Origin of the sequence: Streptomyces asoensis, assembly GCF_016860545.1 — a bacterium.
Classification (GTDB): domain Bacteria; phylum Actinomycetota; class Actinomycetes; order Streptomycetales; family Streptomycetaceae; genus Streptomyces; species Streptomyces asoensis.
Window position 1 is genome coordinate 795,860 of record NZ_BNEB01000002.1, and the last position, 14,767, is coordinate 810,626.

A 14,767-nucleotide genomic window follows, 5' to 3' on the forward strand; every position below is an offset into this window, starting at 1 on the left:
CGCCGGTGAACGTGCGTGGTGCGCGATCTTCCCCCGATACGCTCCGTGACCTTCCGCAGCGCGCTCCGGGCCGAACCCTGGGATGCTGAGGGGGAGCGCTACCCATGACCTGACGAACAGTGGCGGTGAGCGCCATGGACGGGCTCGACGACAGCGGTACCGATCCGACGGCGCCATACGCCGATCCCCAGGGTGACCCCTTTCTGCGCACGCGGTTCGTCGCACCGGCACGGCCGGTGACGTTCCTGCGGCGCGAGCGCCTGGTCCGGCATCTCGACGAGGCCATGCAGACGCCGTTGACCATGGTCAACGGCGCCGCGGGCGCGGGGAAGACCCTGCTGGTCGCCGACTGGGCGGCGTCCCGGGAGCGGGTCGCCTGGCTCACCACGGACGCGGCGGGGCAGGGCCCGGGCATGCTGTGGGCGTACCTGCTCCAGGCCCTGCGCGCCTCGGGAACCGTGCTGCCCGCCGGAGTGGGCTGCCCCGCGGACGCGAGCCGCGTGACGCCCAAGCTGCTGGCCCGGCTCGCCGCGGAGCTGAGCGGCCTTGAGCACCCCGCGATCGTGGTGCTCGACGAGTTCGACCGGGTGGCCGACCCGGAGATCGCGGAGCAGCTGGAGTTCGTGCTGCGGCACGCGGGCGACGGCCTGCGCCTGATCCTCGTCACCCGCACGGAACCGCTGCTGCCGCTGCACCGCTACCGGGCGGCCGGCGAGCTGACCGAGATCCGGGGCGCGGAACTGGCCTTCACCGCCGAGGAGGCCGCCGAACTCCTGGACCTGCACGGACTGCGCCTGCCGGCCCACGCGACCGAGGGGCTCGTCGAGCGCACCCGCGGCTGGGCCGCCGGCCTGCGGCTGTGCGCCCTCGCCGCACGGGAGGACCCGAACCCGGAGACGTACCTCAAGGAGTTCGAGGCCGACCACAGCACGGTCGCGGACTTCCTGCTGGCGGAGGTGCTCAGACGGCAGCCGCCCGCGACACAGGACCTTCTGCTGCGGGTCAGCGTCCTGGACCGGTTCCGTCCCGAGCTGGTGAACGCGCTGACCGGGCGCACCGACGCCGGGCCCGTCCTCGCCGACCTGTGCCGCGAGAACGCGTTCGTCGAGCACCTCGGACAGGACTGGTACCGCCTCCACCCGCTGTTCGGCGAGATCCTCCGGGCCCATCTGCGGCTGCGCTCACCCGGCCTGGAGCCCGACCTGCACCGGCAGGCCGCGCACTGGCTGCGCGGCTGCGGATCCCTCTCGGAGACCCTGGGCCAGGGGGCGGCCGCGGGCGACTGGGAGTTCACCGCCGACGCCCTCATCGACGACCTCGCCATCGGCTGGCTCTTCACCGGCTGGCGCTCCGACGAGATCGCCGACCTGTTCTCCCCGATGGGGCCGGAGGCCACGAGCCCCGCCACGGACCTCGTCCGCGCCGCCCGGGACCTGTCCCGCAGGAACCTCGACCGCGGCCTGACGCACCTGCGCCACGCGGAACAGGGACTGACCGCGGCGCTGGGTCTGACGGCACTGCCGGACGACGTGGCGGAACAGGCCCTGACCGCCGGACGGGGCCCCGAGGACGAGGCGCCCGAGCTCGTCGCGGCCCGGCTCAGCTGCGCGCTTCTGGAGGCGCTGGCCGCCCGGCTGACCGGCGCGCCGGACCGGGCGGAGAAGGCGGCGGCGGCCGCCGAGACCCTGTGCGACCAGGCCCCCGCCCACCTGCTGGAGAAGCACCCCGAACTCACCGCCCTCCTGCTGGCCCACCTGGGCTCCGCGCGCCTGTGGGCCGGACGGTTCGAGGACGCGTGCGCCGTCCTGTCGAAGGTCGTCGGAGCCTCCGCCGGAGCGTCGACCGCGCTCGCCCGTGAGGACTCGCTCGGCCGGCTCGCACTGATCGACCAGCTCAACGGCTGGCCGGGCCTGGCGGAACGCAAGGCGCTGGCGGCCATGACCGAGACGGAACGGTACGGCGTGCCGCAGCCGTCCGGTTCCGGCATGGGACGGCTGGTGCTGGCCGCCGTCGCCGTGGACCGTGACGACCTGGCGCGGGCGCGGACCCTGCTCGACGAGGCGGCCGAATCGCACCCGGCCCTGCGGGACCCCGTGATGGAGGCCGGCCGGGCCCTCGCCACGGCCCGGCTGGAACTGGCCCGCGGCAACCCCCGGGCCGCCCTGAAGGCGGTGGAACGGGTGGTCCCGGCCGCCGTGGACTCCCCGTGGGCCGCGGGGCAGACGGCGCTCGTCGTCTCCGCCGCGCACATCGCCGAGGGCCGCCCCGAGACGGCCGTCGACGTGCTGCGGACGGTGTCCGAGGCGCAGCCCGCCTATGTGGTGGGGGCGGCCCGGGCCGAGCTGGCGGCGGGCCGGCCCGAGGCGGCGATGGAGCTGCTCGACAGCGTCCGCTCCGAGGGCCGGGCGGGGCCCGCGGTGACCGTCCGGGCCACGCTGGTGCGGGCGCAGGCGGCGAACGAGGCGGGCGACACGGCCACCGCGCACCGGCTCGTCGCCCTGGCCCTGCGCGAGGCGCGACGGGACGGGCTGCGACGGCCCTTCCTGGAGGCCGGTCCGTGGATCCGTCCGGTGCTGGACGCCGTGTCGCCCCGTGTCCCGGCGGGGGACCGGCCCGACACCGGCGGCCGCCCCGCCTCCGGCCCTCCGCAGTTCATGATCGTCGAGGAGCTGAGCGGCCGCGAACTCGACGTGCTGCGCCGGCTCGCCCTGACCATGTCGACGGAGGAGATCGCCGCCGACCTCTACGTCTCCGTGAACACGGTCAAGACGCACCTCAAGAGCGCCTACCGCAAGCTGGCCGTCAACCGCCGCAACGAAGCGGTGCGCCGCGCCCGCGAACTCGATCTGCTCTGATCCGAGCGCTCGCGTGTGACGGGTGAGGTCTGCGTGGTGTCTGAGATCGACGTGGCCCATGTGATGCTCACGCGGCGGTGGTGATGTGGGTGATCGGCGGTGTCCACCGCTCGCCGGGGATGCCGTGCCGCTCCCGGGGACACGGCCCCGAGGCCCGGCCGTGAGGCACGCCCCCCGAGGGCTTGGCCCGCGAGTCCCGGCCTGTGGGACACGGCCTGTGGGACACGGCCTGTGGGGCAGGGCTCGTGGGGCAGGGCCCGTGAGATACGGCCCGGTGCTCGGCCCGCGAGGCCCGGCCCGAGACTCGGCTCCCGAGGGCACTGCCCTTGAGACATGGCCCCGGGGCAGGGTGCCCGTGAGTATCGCCCGCTGCGGGTGAGGCCGGGACACGGCGGCGGACGGACCATCGCAGGGTGAGTGCGCAGCCCGCCAGTCCCAGGCCACCCCGGGGAGAGCAGCTCATGCGCTACGAGATCCGCGTGGACGGACACCTGTCTGAGGCCCTGACCAGGTCGTTCCCCGAACTGGACCATGTGGTGATGTCCGGGCAGACGGTCCTGTTCGGTTACGTCGTCGACGAGGCGCACCTGTACGGGCTGCTCGCCCGCTGCCAGTCCCTGGGGCTGCGGGTGCTGGAGATGCGTCAACTGCCGGAGTGACGAGCCGGGGGCCGTCGTCCCCGGCCGGGCGCGAGGAGGAGTCATGAGCGTTTCGCCTGGTCCCGCACCGCACACCGGACCGGACGGCCCGTCCGGCCGGCCGGAGCGGCCGCCCGGCACGGTGGCTCCCGGACCGGCCGCCGGCGGACCGGCGGCCACGGATCCCGCCGAGGCGCTGGCCGTGCTCGGACGGTCCTGGACGTGGATCCTCGGCTCGGCGGTCGCCACCCTCGTGCCGGGCATCCTGATCCTGGTCTGGCCCGACGAGACCCTGCACGTCCTCGCCGTCCTCATCGGCCTGTACCTGCTGGTGACGGGGGTGTTCCGGTTCGTCGCGGCCTTCGGCAGGGAGGAGCACGGCGAACGCCTCACCGGCCTCCTGCTGGCGGTGCTCTACGTGGTCGCCGGCGTGCTGTGCCTGCGCAACCCGCTCCAGACGATCGCCACGCTCTCCCTGATCGTCGGCGTCCTGTGGCTGGTGTCCGGCATCCTCACCCTCCACACCGCGCTCGCCGACAAGAACATGCCCCACCGGGGAGTCGTCCTCGGCGCCGCCGTGTTCGCCATCGTCGCCGGGATCGTGGTCCTCGCGCTGCCCACCGAGTCGGCCCGCGCGCTGACCCGGCTGCTCGGCCTGTGGCTGGTCCTGCTCGGCCTGGTCGAGGCCGCGGTCGCCTTCGCGTGGCGTTCGGCGCTGCGCAGGGCCCGCCGGCAGATCACCGAACCGGGAGCTCCGGTGAACCCGGTATGAGTCGGGCGGCGCACTCACCCGCACCGGGTGATCCGCCGGTACCCGCCCGCACGCACTCTGATGACGGCACACAACGCCATGTCGGGCCTCGGCCCGGAACGGAGAGAAGACATGAGTGGGGACACGTACCTCGCATACGACTATCCGCTGCTGAGCGCCTTCTGGACGATGCTGGTGTTCTTCCTGTGGATCATGTGGTTCGTCCTGCTGTTCCGGATCGTCGTGGACATCTTCCGCGACGACGAGCTCAGCGGCTGGGCCAAGGCCGGCTGGCTGGTGTTCTGCATCGTCCTGCCCTTCCTGGGTGTCTTCGTCTACGTCGTCGCACGGGGCAAGAACATGGGACGCAGGGAGATCGCCCAGGCGCGCGACCAGCAGAAGGCGTTCGACAGCTACATCCGTGAGACCGCCAAGGGCAGCTCCGGCCCGACCAGCAGCGTGGACGAACTCGCCCGGCTGTCCGAGATCCGGGCCCGCGGTGACATCACGGACGAGGAGTTCAACAGGGCCAAGCAGATGGTCCTGAGCGGCTCCGGCCACTGACCGTCCTGCACCGCACGGGCCCGGGCCCCATGGACCCGGTCCGCACCGGACCGACCCCGGTTCGCCCCCCCGAACCACCCCCCATCCCCTTCCACCGATCCGAACCGAAACGAGCCGGACCCAAGCGAAACGAGGCATCGGGATGACAGCGACACACCCCACCCACGCGGCGTCCGCCGGGCAGCGTACGGCCAAGCAGAACTGGGCCGAGGGACTCATGGCCTTCGCCGCCGTCATGCTCCTGCTCGCCGGAGTGCTGGACATCTTCCGGGGCATCATGGGCATCGCGGAGGACGACGTCTTCCTCTCGACCCGCAACTACGTCTTCGCGTTCGACCTCACCGGCTGGGGCTGGGTCCACCTGGCCCTCGGCGTGGTCGCCGTGATCGTCAGCCTGGGCCTCTTCCAGACGGCGATGTGGGCGCGGGTCCTGGGCGTGGCCATCGCAGGGCTGATCGTCATCGCCAACTTCCTCTCCCTGCCGTACTACCCGGTCTGGTCGGTCGTGATGATCGCCTTCTCCGGGTTCGTCATCTGGGCGCTGTGCGTGGTCAAGCCGGACCGGTCCACGGAGTGACCGAGCAGGGCCCGTACCGTCCGGCACTCTCAGGAAGGCGGTAGACGATGTGCCGTTGGCTCGCCTACTCGGGCACTCCCGTACTCCTCGAAACGATCCTCTATCGGCCGGCGCACTCGCTGATCGACCAGAGTCTGCACTCGAAGATGGGCGTCGAGACGACCAACGGTGACGGTTTCGGTGTCGGCTGGTACGGGCCGGACTCGGACGACGGGAGCCCGGCCGTCGTCCGGGAGATCGGCCCGGCCTGGAGCAACCGCAACCTCCGGGAGATCGCCGGTCACGTCCGCTCGCCGCTGTTCTTCGCCCACATCCGGGCCTCGACGGGCACGGCGGTGCAGCAGACCAACTCGCACCCGTTCCGGCACGGCCGCTGGATGTGGATGCACAACGGCGCGATCGCCGGCTTCCACCGGATCCGCCGGGACCTCGCCCTCGCCGTCGATCCCCGGCTGTTCCCGGACATCGAGGGATCGACGGACTCCGAGATGATGTTCTTCCTCGCGCTGACCCTCGGCCTCGAGGAGGATCCGCCGGGCGCCGTCGCACGGATGGTCGGCCTGGTCGAGCGGACCGGCCGCGCCCACGGAGTGGAGTTCCCGGTCCAGATGACGGTGGCCGTGACCGACGGAGCACGGCTGTGGGCCTTCCGCTACTCCAGTGAGGGAGCCTCACGCTCGCTGTTCTACAGCACCCGTGTGGACACCCTCCGGGCGCTCCACCCCGACATGGGGTTCCTGCGCGGGGTCTCCGACGAGACCCGGCTCATCGTCTCCGAGCCCCTGGGCGATCTGCCCGGCGCCTGGAACGAGGTCCCCGAGAGCACCTACGGCGTGGTCCAGCCGGACGGGGACGAGATGGTGCCCTTCGTTCCGCAGGCGGCCTAGCACCGGAGCCCCGGCGGGACGGTGCGGGCCGGACTCACCCGCTCGGGTGGGTCCGGCCCGCCGCCTGTGCGGTACGCGGCCCGGCCGCCGACTGTGCGGGAGCCGGCCCGGGCAGCACCCTGCCGGGCCCGGCTCAGTGGACGGAGAAGCCGCCGTCGACGAAGAGGGACTGCCCGGTGACGTAACCGGAGGAGCGGCCGGCCAGGAACACGGCGGCGCCGGCGAAGTCCTCGGCGAGGCCGTTGCGCCCGACCATCGTGCGTGCGGCCAGGGCCGCCACCCGCTCAGGGTCGGACTGCAAGCGCATGTTGAGCGGCGTCAGCACGAAGCCGGGCACCAGCGTGTTGCAGGTGACGCCGTGCGGCGACCAGGCCTCGGCCTGGGAGCGGGCCAGCGACTCCAGCGCCCCCTTGGAGACGCCGTACGCGCCGCTCTGGACGAACGCCCGGTGGGCCTGCTGGGAGCTGATGTGGATGATGCGTCCGAAGCCCCGCTCGGCCATGCCGGGCCCGAACCGCAGGCCCAGCAGGTAGGGCGCCTCTAGGTTCACCGCCATCGTGGCGTCCCAGACCTCCTCGCCCAGCTCGCCCATAGGCGGGCGCAGATTGATCCCGGCGCTGTTGACGAGGATGTCCGGCTCGCCGAAGACCCGGGCCGCCTGCTCGGCCGCGGCCCGCACCCCCTCGCGGGTGCCGAGGTCGGCGCTGACCCAGGCCGCCCGGCAGCCGTCCGCCGTGAGTTCGTCGACGGCGGCGGCCAGCTCGGCCTCCTTGCGCGCCACGATCACCACGCTCGCGCCCGCCCGCGCCAGGGCTCCGGCGATGGCCCGGCCGATGCCGGAACTGCCGCCGGTCACCAGGGCGACCCGGCCGTCCAGCGAGAAGAGTCCGGAGAGGTACGAGGCCGAAGTGCCGTGCGCGGGGCTGCTCGATGTCATGTCCGCACCCTAGAGGGCGCCCGCCGTCCCCACGGGCTCGGACCCTTGCCAAGCGAACAGTCCCGATATATCGTTGACGCATCGCGACAGATCAACGATGGAATGAAGGAGTGGTTGGCGATGCGTACCCACGGATTTGAGCGTGGACATGGTCAGGACGGCCCCCGGCGCGGCCGCGGTGGCTTCGACGGGCGACGGGCGGCTTTCGGGCCCTTCGGTCCGGGTGGCCCCGGTGGCCCGGGCTTCGGCCCCGGCGGCCCCGGCTTCGGCCCGGGTTTCGGGGGCCCCTGGGGTGGACGAGGGCGTGGCGGGCCCAGGGGGAGGGCGCGGCGCGGTGACGTACGGGCATCGATCCTGGCCCTGCTCAAGGACCGGCCGATGCACGGCTACGAGATGATCCAGGAGATCGCCGAGCGCAGCGGCGGGGCGTGGAAGCCCAGCCCCGGCTCGGTGTACCCCACCCTCCAGCTGCTGGAGGACGAGGGCCTGATCAGCAGCGCGAGCGAAGGCGGCAAGAAGCTGTTCTCGCTCACCGACGAAGGCCGCACGGCTGCCGGGGACGGCCCGGAGGCCCCCTGGGAGGAGGCCTCGCGCGGGGTCGACTGGGAGGCCCTCGGTGAGATCCGCCAGGCCGGCTTCGGCCTGATGGAGGCCTTCGGCCAGGTGTGGAAGACCGGCAGCAAGGAGCAGCGCGAGAAGGCCCTCACGGTCATCAACGAGGCCCGCAAGAAGCTGTACCTGATCCTCGCCGACGAGGACTGACCTGTCGGCACGCCGAAAGGCGAACAGGGGCGCCCCGCGGAATCGTCCGCGGGGCGCTTGCCTGTGGGGGCCGGCCGGGGCCGGCCGAGGGGCGGGCGGTGAGCGGAAGGGTCAGGCGACCAGAGCGCCCAGCTTGCGCAGCGACTCGTTGAGCGCGGCCGTGCCCGAGTCCTTGAGGCGGCCCGCCATGAGGGACACCGCCGCGCCCGTGAACTCGCCGTCGATCCGCACGGTGGTGGCGTCCCCGTCGGGTGTCAGGGTGTAGCGGGTCGCCACGGACACCGCCATCGGGCCCTTCCCGCGGATCGCGAGCAGCCGGGCGGGCTCGAGTTCGCTCACGGTCCACTCGACCTCGGCCGGGAAGCCCATGAGCTTCATGTTCTCCTGGAAGGTCGCCCCCACCTCCAGGGTCTCCGGGCCGCCCTTGGGGAAGTTGGTGTGGGTCGCGTTCCACTCCCCGTACGTCGGCCAGTCGGTGAGCTGGGCCCACACCTTCTCGGCCGGTGCCTCGATGCGTGCCTGCGCGCTGACTTCGGCCATGCGACCACCTCTTCGTGTCCGGCAACTCGGGTTGCGGTGTCGCGGAACGTAGCTCCAGGACCTCCAACATTCAATACTGACGAACCGTCAGGAATTGTGGAGGGCGAAGGCCCGGGCAAGGCGGCGCGCGGCGCGCGCGTGGAACGGCCTGATCTCATCCGTAGGGAGGAGATTCCGGCGGCCCCGGTCCGCTCAGCGTGGGACGCCAAGATGCTCCCCTCCGGCGATGACGGCACCCGGCCGGAACTGATGGGGTGGGGGCCGTGCAACCCCGTACTTCCCGGCTGCCGCTCCAGAACCCGGTGGCGCACGGCACGGACGACGACCCCAGGCTCGCCGCGGAGCTCTCGGCGGCGCTCGCCGCCGCACGCCGACGGGCGGTCCGGGACGGGGACCGGCAGATCGACACCGCCCATCTGCTGCACTCGCTCCTGGAACAGGACCCGCAGGTCCGGACCGTCCTCGGCGGCGGACCCCAGCTCGCGCGGCTGCTCGGCTACCTCGTCCAGCGCAGCATCGGCTACGGCCTGCGCTGGCAGAGCGGTGTCGAGCATGCCGGGGACGCCGGATCCCTGCTGCCCGTCGGCCTGGTCGGTGCGGTCGGCGACGGACTCTCGCCGCTGGCCGCCGAGGCGCTGGAGCACGCGTGCGTGCGGGCCGAACGGCGCGGTGCGCGGACGGCCGGCGGCGTCGACCTGCTCGCGGCGATCGTCGCGGAGCCGGGGGCCAGGGCCGTCGAGGTGCTGGACCACGCGGCCGTCGACATCCCGGAGCTGCGTGCCCGGATTGATGACGGCACCGAGGGGGCCTCGGCGTTCACCGGTTGAGACAGGTGTCAACGGGGGTGACGCTCATGTCATCGCCTGTCATCATGTCCGGGTGCGTACGTATGCGAGCAGCAAGGGCAGCCGCGGCAAGGGCCTCGGGCTCGGCCTGGCGGTCGGGTCGGCCATCGCCTTCGGCGGGTCCGGGGTCGCCGCGAAGCCGTTGATCGAGGCGGGTCTCGACCCGCTCCACGTGGTGTGGCTGAGGGTGACCGGGGCGGCTCTGGTGATGCTGCCGCTCGCCTGGCGCCACCGTGCGCTGCTGCGCAGCCGGCCCGCGCTGCTCGCCGGGTTCGGTCTGCTCGGCGTGGCCGGGGTGCAGGCGTTCTACTTCGCGGCGATCTCCCGTATCCCGGTGGGCGTCGCGCTTCTCGTGGAGTACCTCGCGCCCGCGCTGGTGCTCGGCTGGGTGCGGTTCGTGCAGCGCCGGCCGGTCACCCGTGCCGCCGCCGTCGGCGTCGTCCTTGCCGTGGGCGGTCTGGCCTGCGTCGTCGAGGTCTGGGCGGGACTGAGCTTCGACGCCGTCGGGCTGCTGCTCGCCCTCGCGGCCGCCTGCTGCCAGGTCGGCTACTTCGTCCTGTCCGACCAGGGCAGCGACTCCGGGGACGAGGCCCCCGACCCGCTCGGTGTGATCGCCTACGGACTGCTGCTGGGCGCGGTCGTCCTGACCGCCGTCTCCCGCCCGTGGGGCATGGACTGGTCCGTGCTCGCGCACACCGCGGGCATGAACGGCACCGAGGTGCCCGCCTGGCTGCTGCTCGCGTGGATCGTGCTGCTCGCGACGGTGGTCGCCTACGTCACCGGGGTGGTCTCCGTGCGTCGGCTGTCGCCGCAGGTGGCGGGTGTGGTGGCCTGTCTGGAGGCGGTCATCGCGACAGTCCTTGCGTGGGTGCTGCTCGGCGAGCACCTCTCCGCGCCGCAGATCGTCGGCGGGGCGGTCGTGCTCCTGGGCGCGTTCATCGCGCAGTCGTCCGCGCCGGCGAAGAACTCGTCCGGGCCCATCGCCGGCGGCAGCCCCGAAAGGCAGCTGTCGGCCCGCGGAACGGCCACCTAGGACCGCTCCGGGACCGCCGCCGTCGGCAGGCCGGCCACCTGGCGTCCGCGCGGCCGGGCCGGGCCGTCAGGTCCGCGCGGGCGGGGAGGGCCGGTGGCCGGGGGCGTCGTGCCCGCGGCGGCGGGACAGGTGTGCGTGAGCCGCCGCGTCCCGTGGGCCGCCCCGGGCGGCCAGTCCGGCGGCGATACGGTCCTGGGTCTCGTCCGGCCGGTGGGCCGCGTACTTGAACTTCGCGCGGACGCCGGTCACCTCGAGCCGGATGCCCCGGATGCCGGAGAGCAGCCGCCCGTAGGGCGCCTCGCCGACCGTCGGCCGGGCCGAGCCGCCTTCCGGCTGGAAGTGGCCCAGCTGGCGTGCGAGCAGGTCGGCCTTGGCGGCCGCGTCGTCCACGACGTGCGCCGTGCAGCGGAGCTGGACGGCCGCGTAGAAGCTCGTCGGGGTGCCGTGCTCGGGCGGCGCGCCCGGCGGGGACTGCCACGGGCCGGGGACGAACACGTAGTCGTCGACGACGCTCAGCACCACGGTCGGGTCGGCCTCCAGGGCCGTCCACAGGGGGTTCGGGCGGGCCAGGTGGGTGACGGCGTCACCGGCGGCCGGGTCGTAGGCGAAGTGCAGGGGCTGGACGAACGGCGGCTCGCCCGCCGGACCGTTGACCGCGAGCTGCCCGAAGTCGTGGGCGGCCAGCCAGTCCTGCCACTCGGCGTCGTCGTGGGGCGCGTCCCAGGGGTGGACGAGCATCACGGCACCGCGAGGTAGTCGGGGAGCGCGGTGCCGGGGGCGAGGAACTCGTCCGGGAGGGGCGCGTCGTAGCCCTTGCGCAGCGGGACCACTCCGGCCCAGTGGGGGAGGGCCAGGTCCTCGGGCTCCTCGTTCACCCCGCCGGTACGGGTCTTGGCCGACACCTCGTTCAGGTCGAGGCGGATCACCGCCGTCGCCGCCAGTTCCTTCTTGTTCGCGGGGCGCGAGTCGGCGGCACGACCCGGTACGACATGGTCGACGAGGGCGTCGAGCGCGGCGAGCTTCTCCTGCGGGTCCGTCACGTCGTACGCCGTGCCGTGGACCACGACCGAGCGGTAGTTGATCGAGTGGTGGAAGGCCGAGCGGGCCAGCACCAGACCGTCGACGTGCGTCACCGTCAGGCACACCGGCAGTCCCGGGTCCGCCTGCCCCGTCATGCGCAGCGGACGCGAACCCGTGGAACCGTGCACGTAGAGCGTCTCGCCGACCCTGCCGTACAGCGTCGGCAGCACGACCGGCGCCCCGTCGCGGACGAAGCCGAGGTGGCAGACGTAGCCCTCGTCGAGTATCGCGTGCACCAGCTCCTTGTCGTACGACGCCTTCTGCGCGGACCGGGTCGGGATCGTGCGGTCGGTCGGGGTGTAGGCGGCGGCCCGTGTCGTCTGCGGGGTCCCCTGCATGGCGCTCTCCATTGCACTAGTGCATAATATGCTTTGTGCTAGGAGAATATCGGATCGAAGGCCGGCGTGCAGCCGACATTTCCGCGAGCATCGAGGCGGCGGTGGGTGCGGGGCACCTGGAGCCGGGCCGACTGCTGCCGCCGATGCGGGAGTTGGCGACGGAGCTCGGGGTGAACCCGAACACCGTCGCGGCCGCGTACCGGATCCTGCGGGAGCGCGGGGTGATCGAGACCGACGGCCGGCGGGGCAGCCGGGTGCGTCCGAAGCCCGCCACGACCGGACGCGAGTTCCTGCGGGTCGAGGTGCCGCAGGGCGTACGGGACGCTGCCGCGGGCAACCCGGACACGGCGCTGCTCCCACCGCTGGCGCCGGCGTTCGCGTGGGCCGTCGCGCAGGGCGACCGGGAGCCGGTCCTGTACGGGCACGCGCCCGTGGAGCCCGAGCTGGCGCGCGCGGCCAGGGCCGAGCTGGACGCGGACGGCGTGCCGGGCGGTCCCGTGGCCGTCGCCTCCGGCTCGCTGGACGCGATCGAACGCGTCCTCGCCGCGCATGTGAGACCCGGTGACACCGTGGCCGTCGAGGACCCCGGCTGGGGCTCCCTGCTGGACCTCGTCCCGGCGCTCGGGCTGCGTACGGCGGCGGTCGGCGTCGACGACGACGGCCCGCTGCCCGAGCAGGTGCGACGTGCCCTGGAGGCCGGGGCCCGGGCCCTGATCGTCACCGACCGGGCGCAGAACCCGACCGGTGCGGCGGTGAGCGCCGCACGCGCGCGTGCGCTGCGGGACGTCCTGCGGGAGTACCCCTCGACCCTGCTCGTGGAGGACGACCACGGTCACGGGATCGTCGATCTCCCGCTGCACCCCCTCGCGGGCGTCACCCGGCACTGGGCGTTCGTGCGCTCGGTGGCCAAGGCGTACGGGCCCGACCTGCGTTTCGCGGTCCTCGCCGGGGACGACGTCACGCTCGACCGGGTGCGCGGGCGGCAGCGGCTCGGCCCCGGCTGGGTCAGCCGGATCACCCAGCGGGCGGTGGTGCGCCTGTGGGCCGACGGCGTGGTGGACGCCGCGGAGGTGGCCGGTGCCTACGGGCGCAGGCGTGACGCCCTGATCGCCGCGCTTGCCGCGCGCGGGGTCGAGGCGCACGGGCGCAGCGGGATGAACGTATGGATCCCGGTGACCGACGAGACGGGGGCGGTGGCCCGGCTGCTCCAGGCGGGCTGGGCGGTCGCACCCGGGGCCCGCTTCCGCATCGAGGCGCCCCCCGGCATCCGGATCACCGTCTCCGCACTCGACCCCCAGGAGATCGGCGACCTGGCGGACACCGTCGCGTCCGCGATCCGCGTGGGAGACGTACGCGGCTACGTCTGACGGGGCCCGGCCCCCGGGGCGGCCGTTCCGGAGTCCGCGACCCGGTTCCGTCGGCGGTGGCCGTGCGGCCCACGAGCGTGCCCGGTGAGCGGCGTCGCAGCCCGGCCGGCTCTTGCCCGGCGGCCGGAACCAGGCCGCCGGGCTCCCACGTGACGGGCCGGCCGCCCGGCCGCCCGGCTGCCGGAGTGCCGGGCAGGCTCCCGCACCCGGGACGCCGACCGCCCGGGCTTCACGCCTGGGGGCGGCAGTCTCGGCGGGTCGGCCATCCCCCGCGGCCATCCCCCGCGGGGGATGGCCGACCGCCTGCCGGTGCGAAGGGTCGCCTCCCGCCCACCCGACCCCGTCCGCCGCGCGCGACGGCGACGGCCGCACGCGCGATGCGGCCCCCGCGCACGCGAGACCCGGTGGACAGCGGCCCCGGCGGGCCGCCTCGGGCCTGGGCAGCCGTCCGCCGTGTCGACCGCCGCCCCTCGCGATCGCGCCCGCCCGCAAGCGAGCCCGGCGTCGTCGGGGGGGCGGGGATCGGAATGGGCCCAGGGATCCGCACGGCGTCGACGGGCCGTATCGCACCGGCCCGTGCACGCCACTCGGCCTCAGGACTTGGCGCGGGCCTGGGTCAGCGCGGCTCCCGCGAGGACGATGGCCGCGCCCACCGGTGTCGACCAGCTCAGGGGCTCGCCCAGGATCGCTACGCCCGCCGCCGTCGCGATGACCGGGATGAAGTACGTGACCATCTGTGCCGTCGTCGGGCCGACCTCGGCGACCAGGCCGTACTGGATCAGCAGGGCGAGACCCGTGCCGAGAGCGCCCAGAGCGGCGGTGGCGAGCAGCGGCACGACGGGGAAGTGGCTCGGGAACGAGGTGAACGCGGGCGTGACGACCGCCAGTTGCAGGGTGGCCAGCAGAAGCTGCGCGCCCGTCATGGACAGCGCCGACGAACCCGTGCGCGCCAGGGTGCGGCGCAGGTAGATCCAGCCGACCGGGTAGCTGAGCGAGGCCAGCAGGGCCAGGGTGGTGCCCCGGGCGTCCAGGCCGTGGAAGCCCTGCCAGGCGCCCAGGACCGTCAGCACGCCCAGGAAGCCGAGGCCCAGGCCCGCGACGCGCAGCCGGGTCGGGCGGTCCTCGGAGAGCGCCACCACGGACAGGGCCATGCCCCACAGCGGCGAGGTCGCGTTGCAGATGCCCGCCAGGGTGGAGGGGATGGTCAGCTCGGCGTAGGCGAACAGGGAGAAGGGCAGCGCGTTGAGCAGGAACGCGGCGACCGTCAGGTGCGCCCATGTACGTGCCCCGCGCGGCAGCCGCTCGCGCTTCACCGCCATCGCGGCCAGCAGCATCGCCGTCCCGAAGGCCAGCCGGCCCAGCGTCACCTGGAGCGGCGCGTAGCCCCCGGTGCCGACCTTGATGAGCAGGAAGCTGAAGCCCCAGATCAGCGACAGCGCACCGAAGCGCAGCCGCCAGTCGAGGGCGCGGCGGGGGCGGACGGGAGTGGCGGGAGCTTGCGGCGAGGTCCGGGCGGGGGCGCTGACAGCAGTCATGAGCGCAACGATGCTGGACGCCGACCCCTTACACAATCGAGAATTTTCGCGCGATACC

15 protein-coding genes are annotated in these 14,767 nt (G+C 73.6%); 10 read left to right on the forward strand and 5 right to left on the reverse strand.

The annotated features are described in order from the left end of the window. The first annotated feature begins 134 nt into the window (after positions 1-134). From Saso_RS06685 to Saso_RS06710, 6 genes are all read left to right on the forward strand, one after another. Positions 135-2,855: a LuxR C-terminal-related transcriptional regulator gene (locus Saso_RS06685; RefSeq protein WP_189927499.1), complete on the forward strand. Its 2,721-nt coding sequence runs from the start codon at positions 135-137 to the stop codon at positions 2,853-2,855. A gap of 461 nt (positions 2,856-3,316) precedes the next feature. Then, positions 3,317-3,514 (forward strand): hypothetical protein, encoded by a 198-nt coding sequence (locus tag Saso_RS06690; RefSeq protein ID WP_189927356.1) that lies wholly within the window; start codon positions 3,317-3,319, stop codon positions 3,512-3,514. A gap of 43 nt (positions 3,515-3,557) precedes the next feature. Next, positions 3,558-4,265, forward strand: coding sequence for an HdeD family acid-resistance protein (locus tag Saso_RS06695; RefSeq protein WP_189927357.1), 708 nt, complete (start codon positions 3,558-3,560; stop codon positions 4,263-4,265). Between the two features lie 111 nt (positions 4,266-4,376). Next, a complete protein-coding gene (locus tag Saso_RS06700) occupies positions 4,377-4,808 on the forward strand; it encodes an SHOCT domain-containing protein (RefSeq protein ID WP_189927358.1) in 432 nt (143 codons plus the stop codon). A 142-nt stretch (positions 4,809-4,950) separates the two neighbouring features. Next, positions 4,951-5,385 (forward strand): DUF7144 family membrane protein, encoded by a 435-nt coding sequence (locus tag Saso_RS06705; RefSeq protein WP_189927359.1) that lies wholly within the window; start codon positions 4,951-4,953, stop codon positions 5,383-5,385. A gap of 47 nt (positions 5,386-5,432) precedes the next feature. Further along, positions 5,433-6,272, forward strand: a complete 840-nt coding sequence (locus Saso_RS06710) for a class II glutamine amidotransferase (protein WP_189927360.1) — start codon at positions 5,433-5,435, stop codon at positions 6,270-6,272. 133 nt (positions 6,273-6,405) lie between these two features. Here Saso_RS06710 and Saso_RS06715 read toward each other — a convergent pair whose 3' ends face one another. Continuing rightward, complete coding sequence (locus tag Saso_RS06715) at positions 6,406-7,209, reverse strand: SDR family NAD(P)-dependent oxidoreductase (RefSeq protein ID WP_189927361.1); 804 nt, start codon at positions 7,207-7,209, stop codon at positions 6,406-6,408. A 120-nt stretch (positions 7,210-7,329) separates the two neighbouring features. Between Saso_RS06715 and Saso_RS06720 the strand changes: the two genes are divergently transcribed. Then, positions 7,330-7,971, forward strand: coding sequence for a PadR family transcriptional regulator (locus tag Saso_RS06720; protein WP_189927362.1), 642 nt, complete (start codon positions 7,330-7,332; stop codon positions 7,969-7,971). 111 nt (positions 7,972-8,082) lie between these two features. Here the strand turns inward: Saso_RS06720 and Saso_RS06725 are convergent, their stop codons facing one another. Further along, complete coding sequence (locus Saso_RS06725) at positions 8,083-8,511, reverse strand: type II toxin-antitoxin system Rv0910 family toxin (RefSeq protein WP_189927363.1); 429 nt, start codon at positions 8,509-8,511, stop codon at positions 8,083-8,085. A gap of 263 nt (positions 8,512-8,774) precedes the next feature. Between Saso_RS06725 and Saso_RS06730 the strand changes: the two genes are divergently transcribed. Continuing rightward, positions 8,775-9,338, forward strand: coding sequence for a Clp protease N-terminal domain-containing protein (locus tag Saso_RS06730; RefSeq protein ID WP_189927364.1), 564 nt, complete (start codon positions 8,775-8,777; stop codon positions 9,336-9,338). Positions 9,339-9,390: 52 nt separating this feature from the next. Continuing rightward, positions 9,391-10,389, forward strand: coding sequence for an EamA family transporter (locus Saso_RS06735; RefSeq protein WP_189927365.1), 999 nt, complete (start codon positions 9,391-9,393; stop codon positions 10,387-10,389). 66 nt (positions 10,390-10,455) lie between these two features. Here the strand turns inward: Saso_RS06735 and Saso_RS06740 are convergent, their stop codons facing one another. Both Saso_RS06740 and Saso_RS06745 read right to left on the reverse strand, forming a co-directional pair. Beyond that, positions 10,456-11,127 (reverse strand): FMN-binding negative transcriptional regulator, encoded by a 672-nt coding sequence (locus Saso_RS06740; protein WP_189927366.1) that lies wholly within the window; start codon positions 11,125-11,127, stop codon positions 10,456-10,458. Continuing rightward, positions 11,127-11,807 (reverse strand): pyridoxamine 5'-phosphate oxidase family protein, encoded by a 681-nt coding sequence (locus Saso_RS06745; protein WP_189927367.1) that lies wholly within the window; start codon positions 11,805-11,807, stop codon positions 11,127-11,129. Before Saso_RS06745 ends, Saso_RS06740 begins: the two co-directional genes overlap by 1 nt. A 35-nt stretch (positions 11,808-11,842) precedes the next feature. Between Saso_RS06745 and Saso_RS06750 the strand changes: the two genes are divergently transcribed. Beyond that, entirely contained in the window at positions 11,843-13,174 is a 1,332-nt protein-coding gene (locus Saso_RS06750) for an aminotransferase class I/II-fold pyridoxal phosphate-dependent enzyme (RefSeq protein ID WP_189927368.1), read from the forward strand. Positions 13,175-13,767: 593 nt separating this feature from the next. Here Saso_RS06750 and Saso_RS06755 read toward each other — a convergent pair. After that, positions 13,768-14,709, reverse strand: coding sequence for a DMT family transporter (locus Saso_RS06755; protein ID WP_189927369.1), 942 nt, complete (start codon positions 14,707-14,709; stop codon positions 13,768-13,770). Positions 14,710-14,767 lie beyond the last annotated feature (58 nt).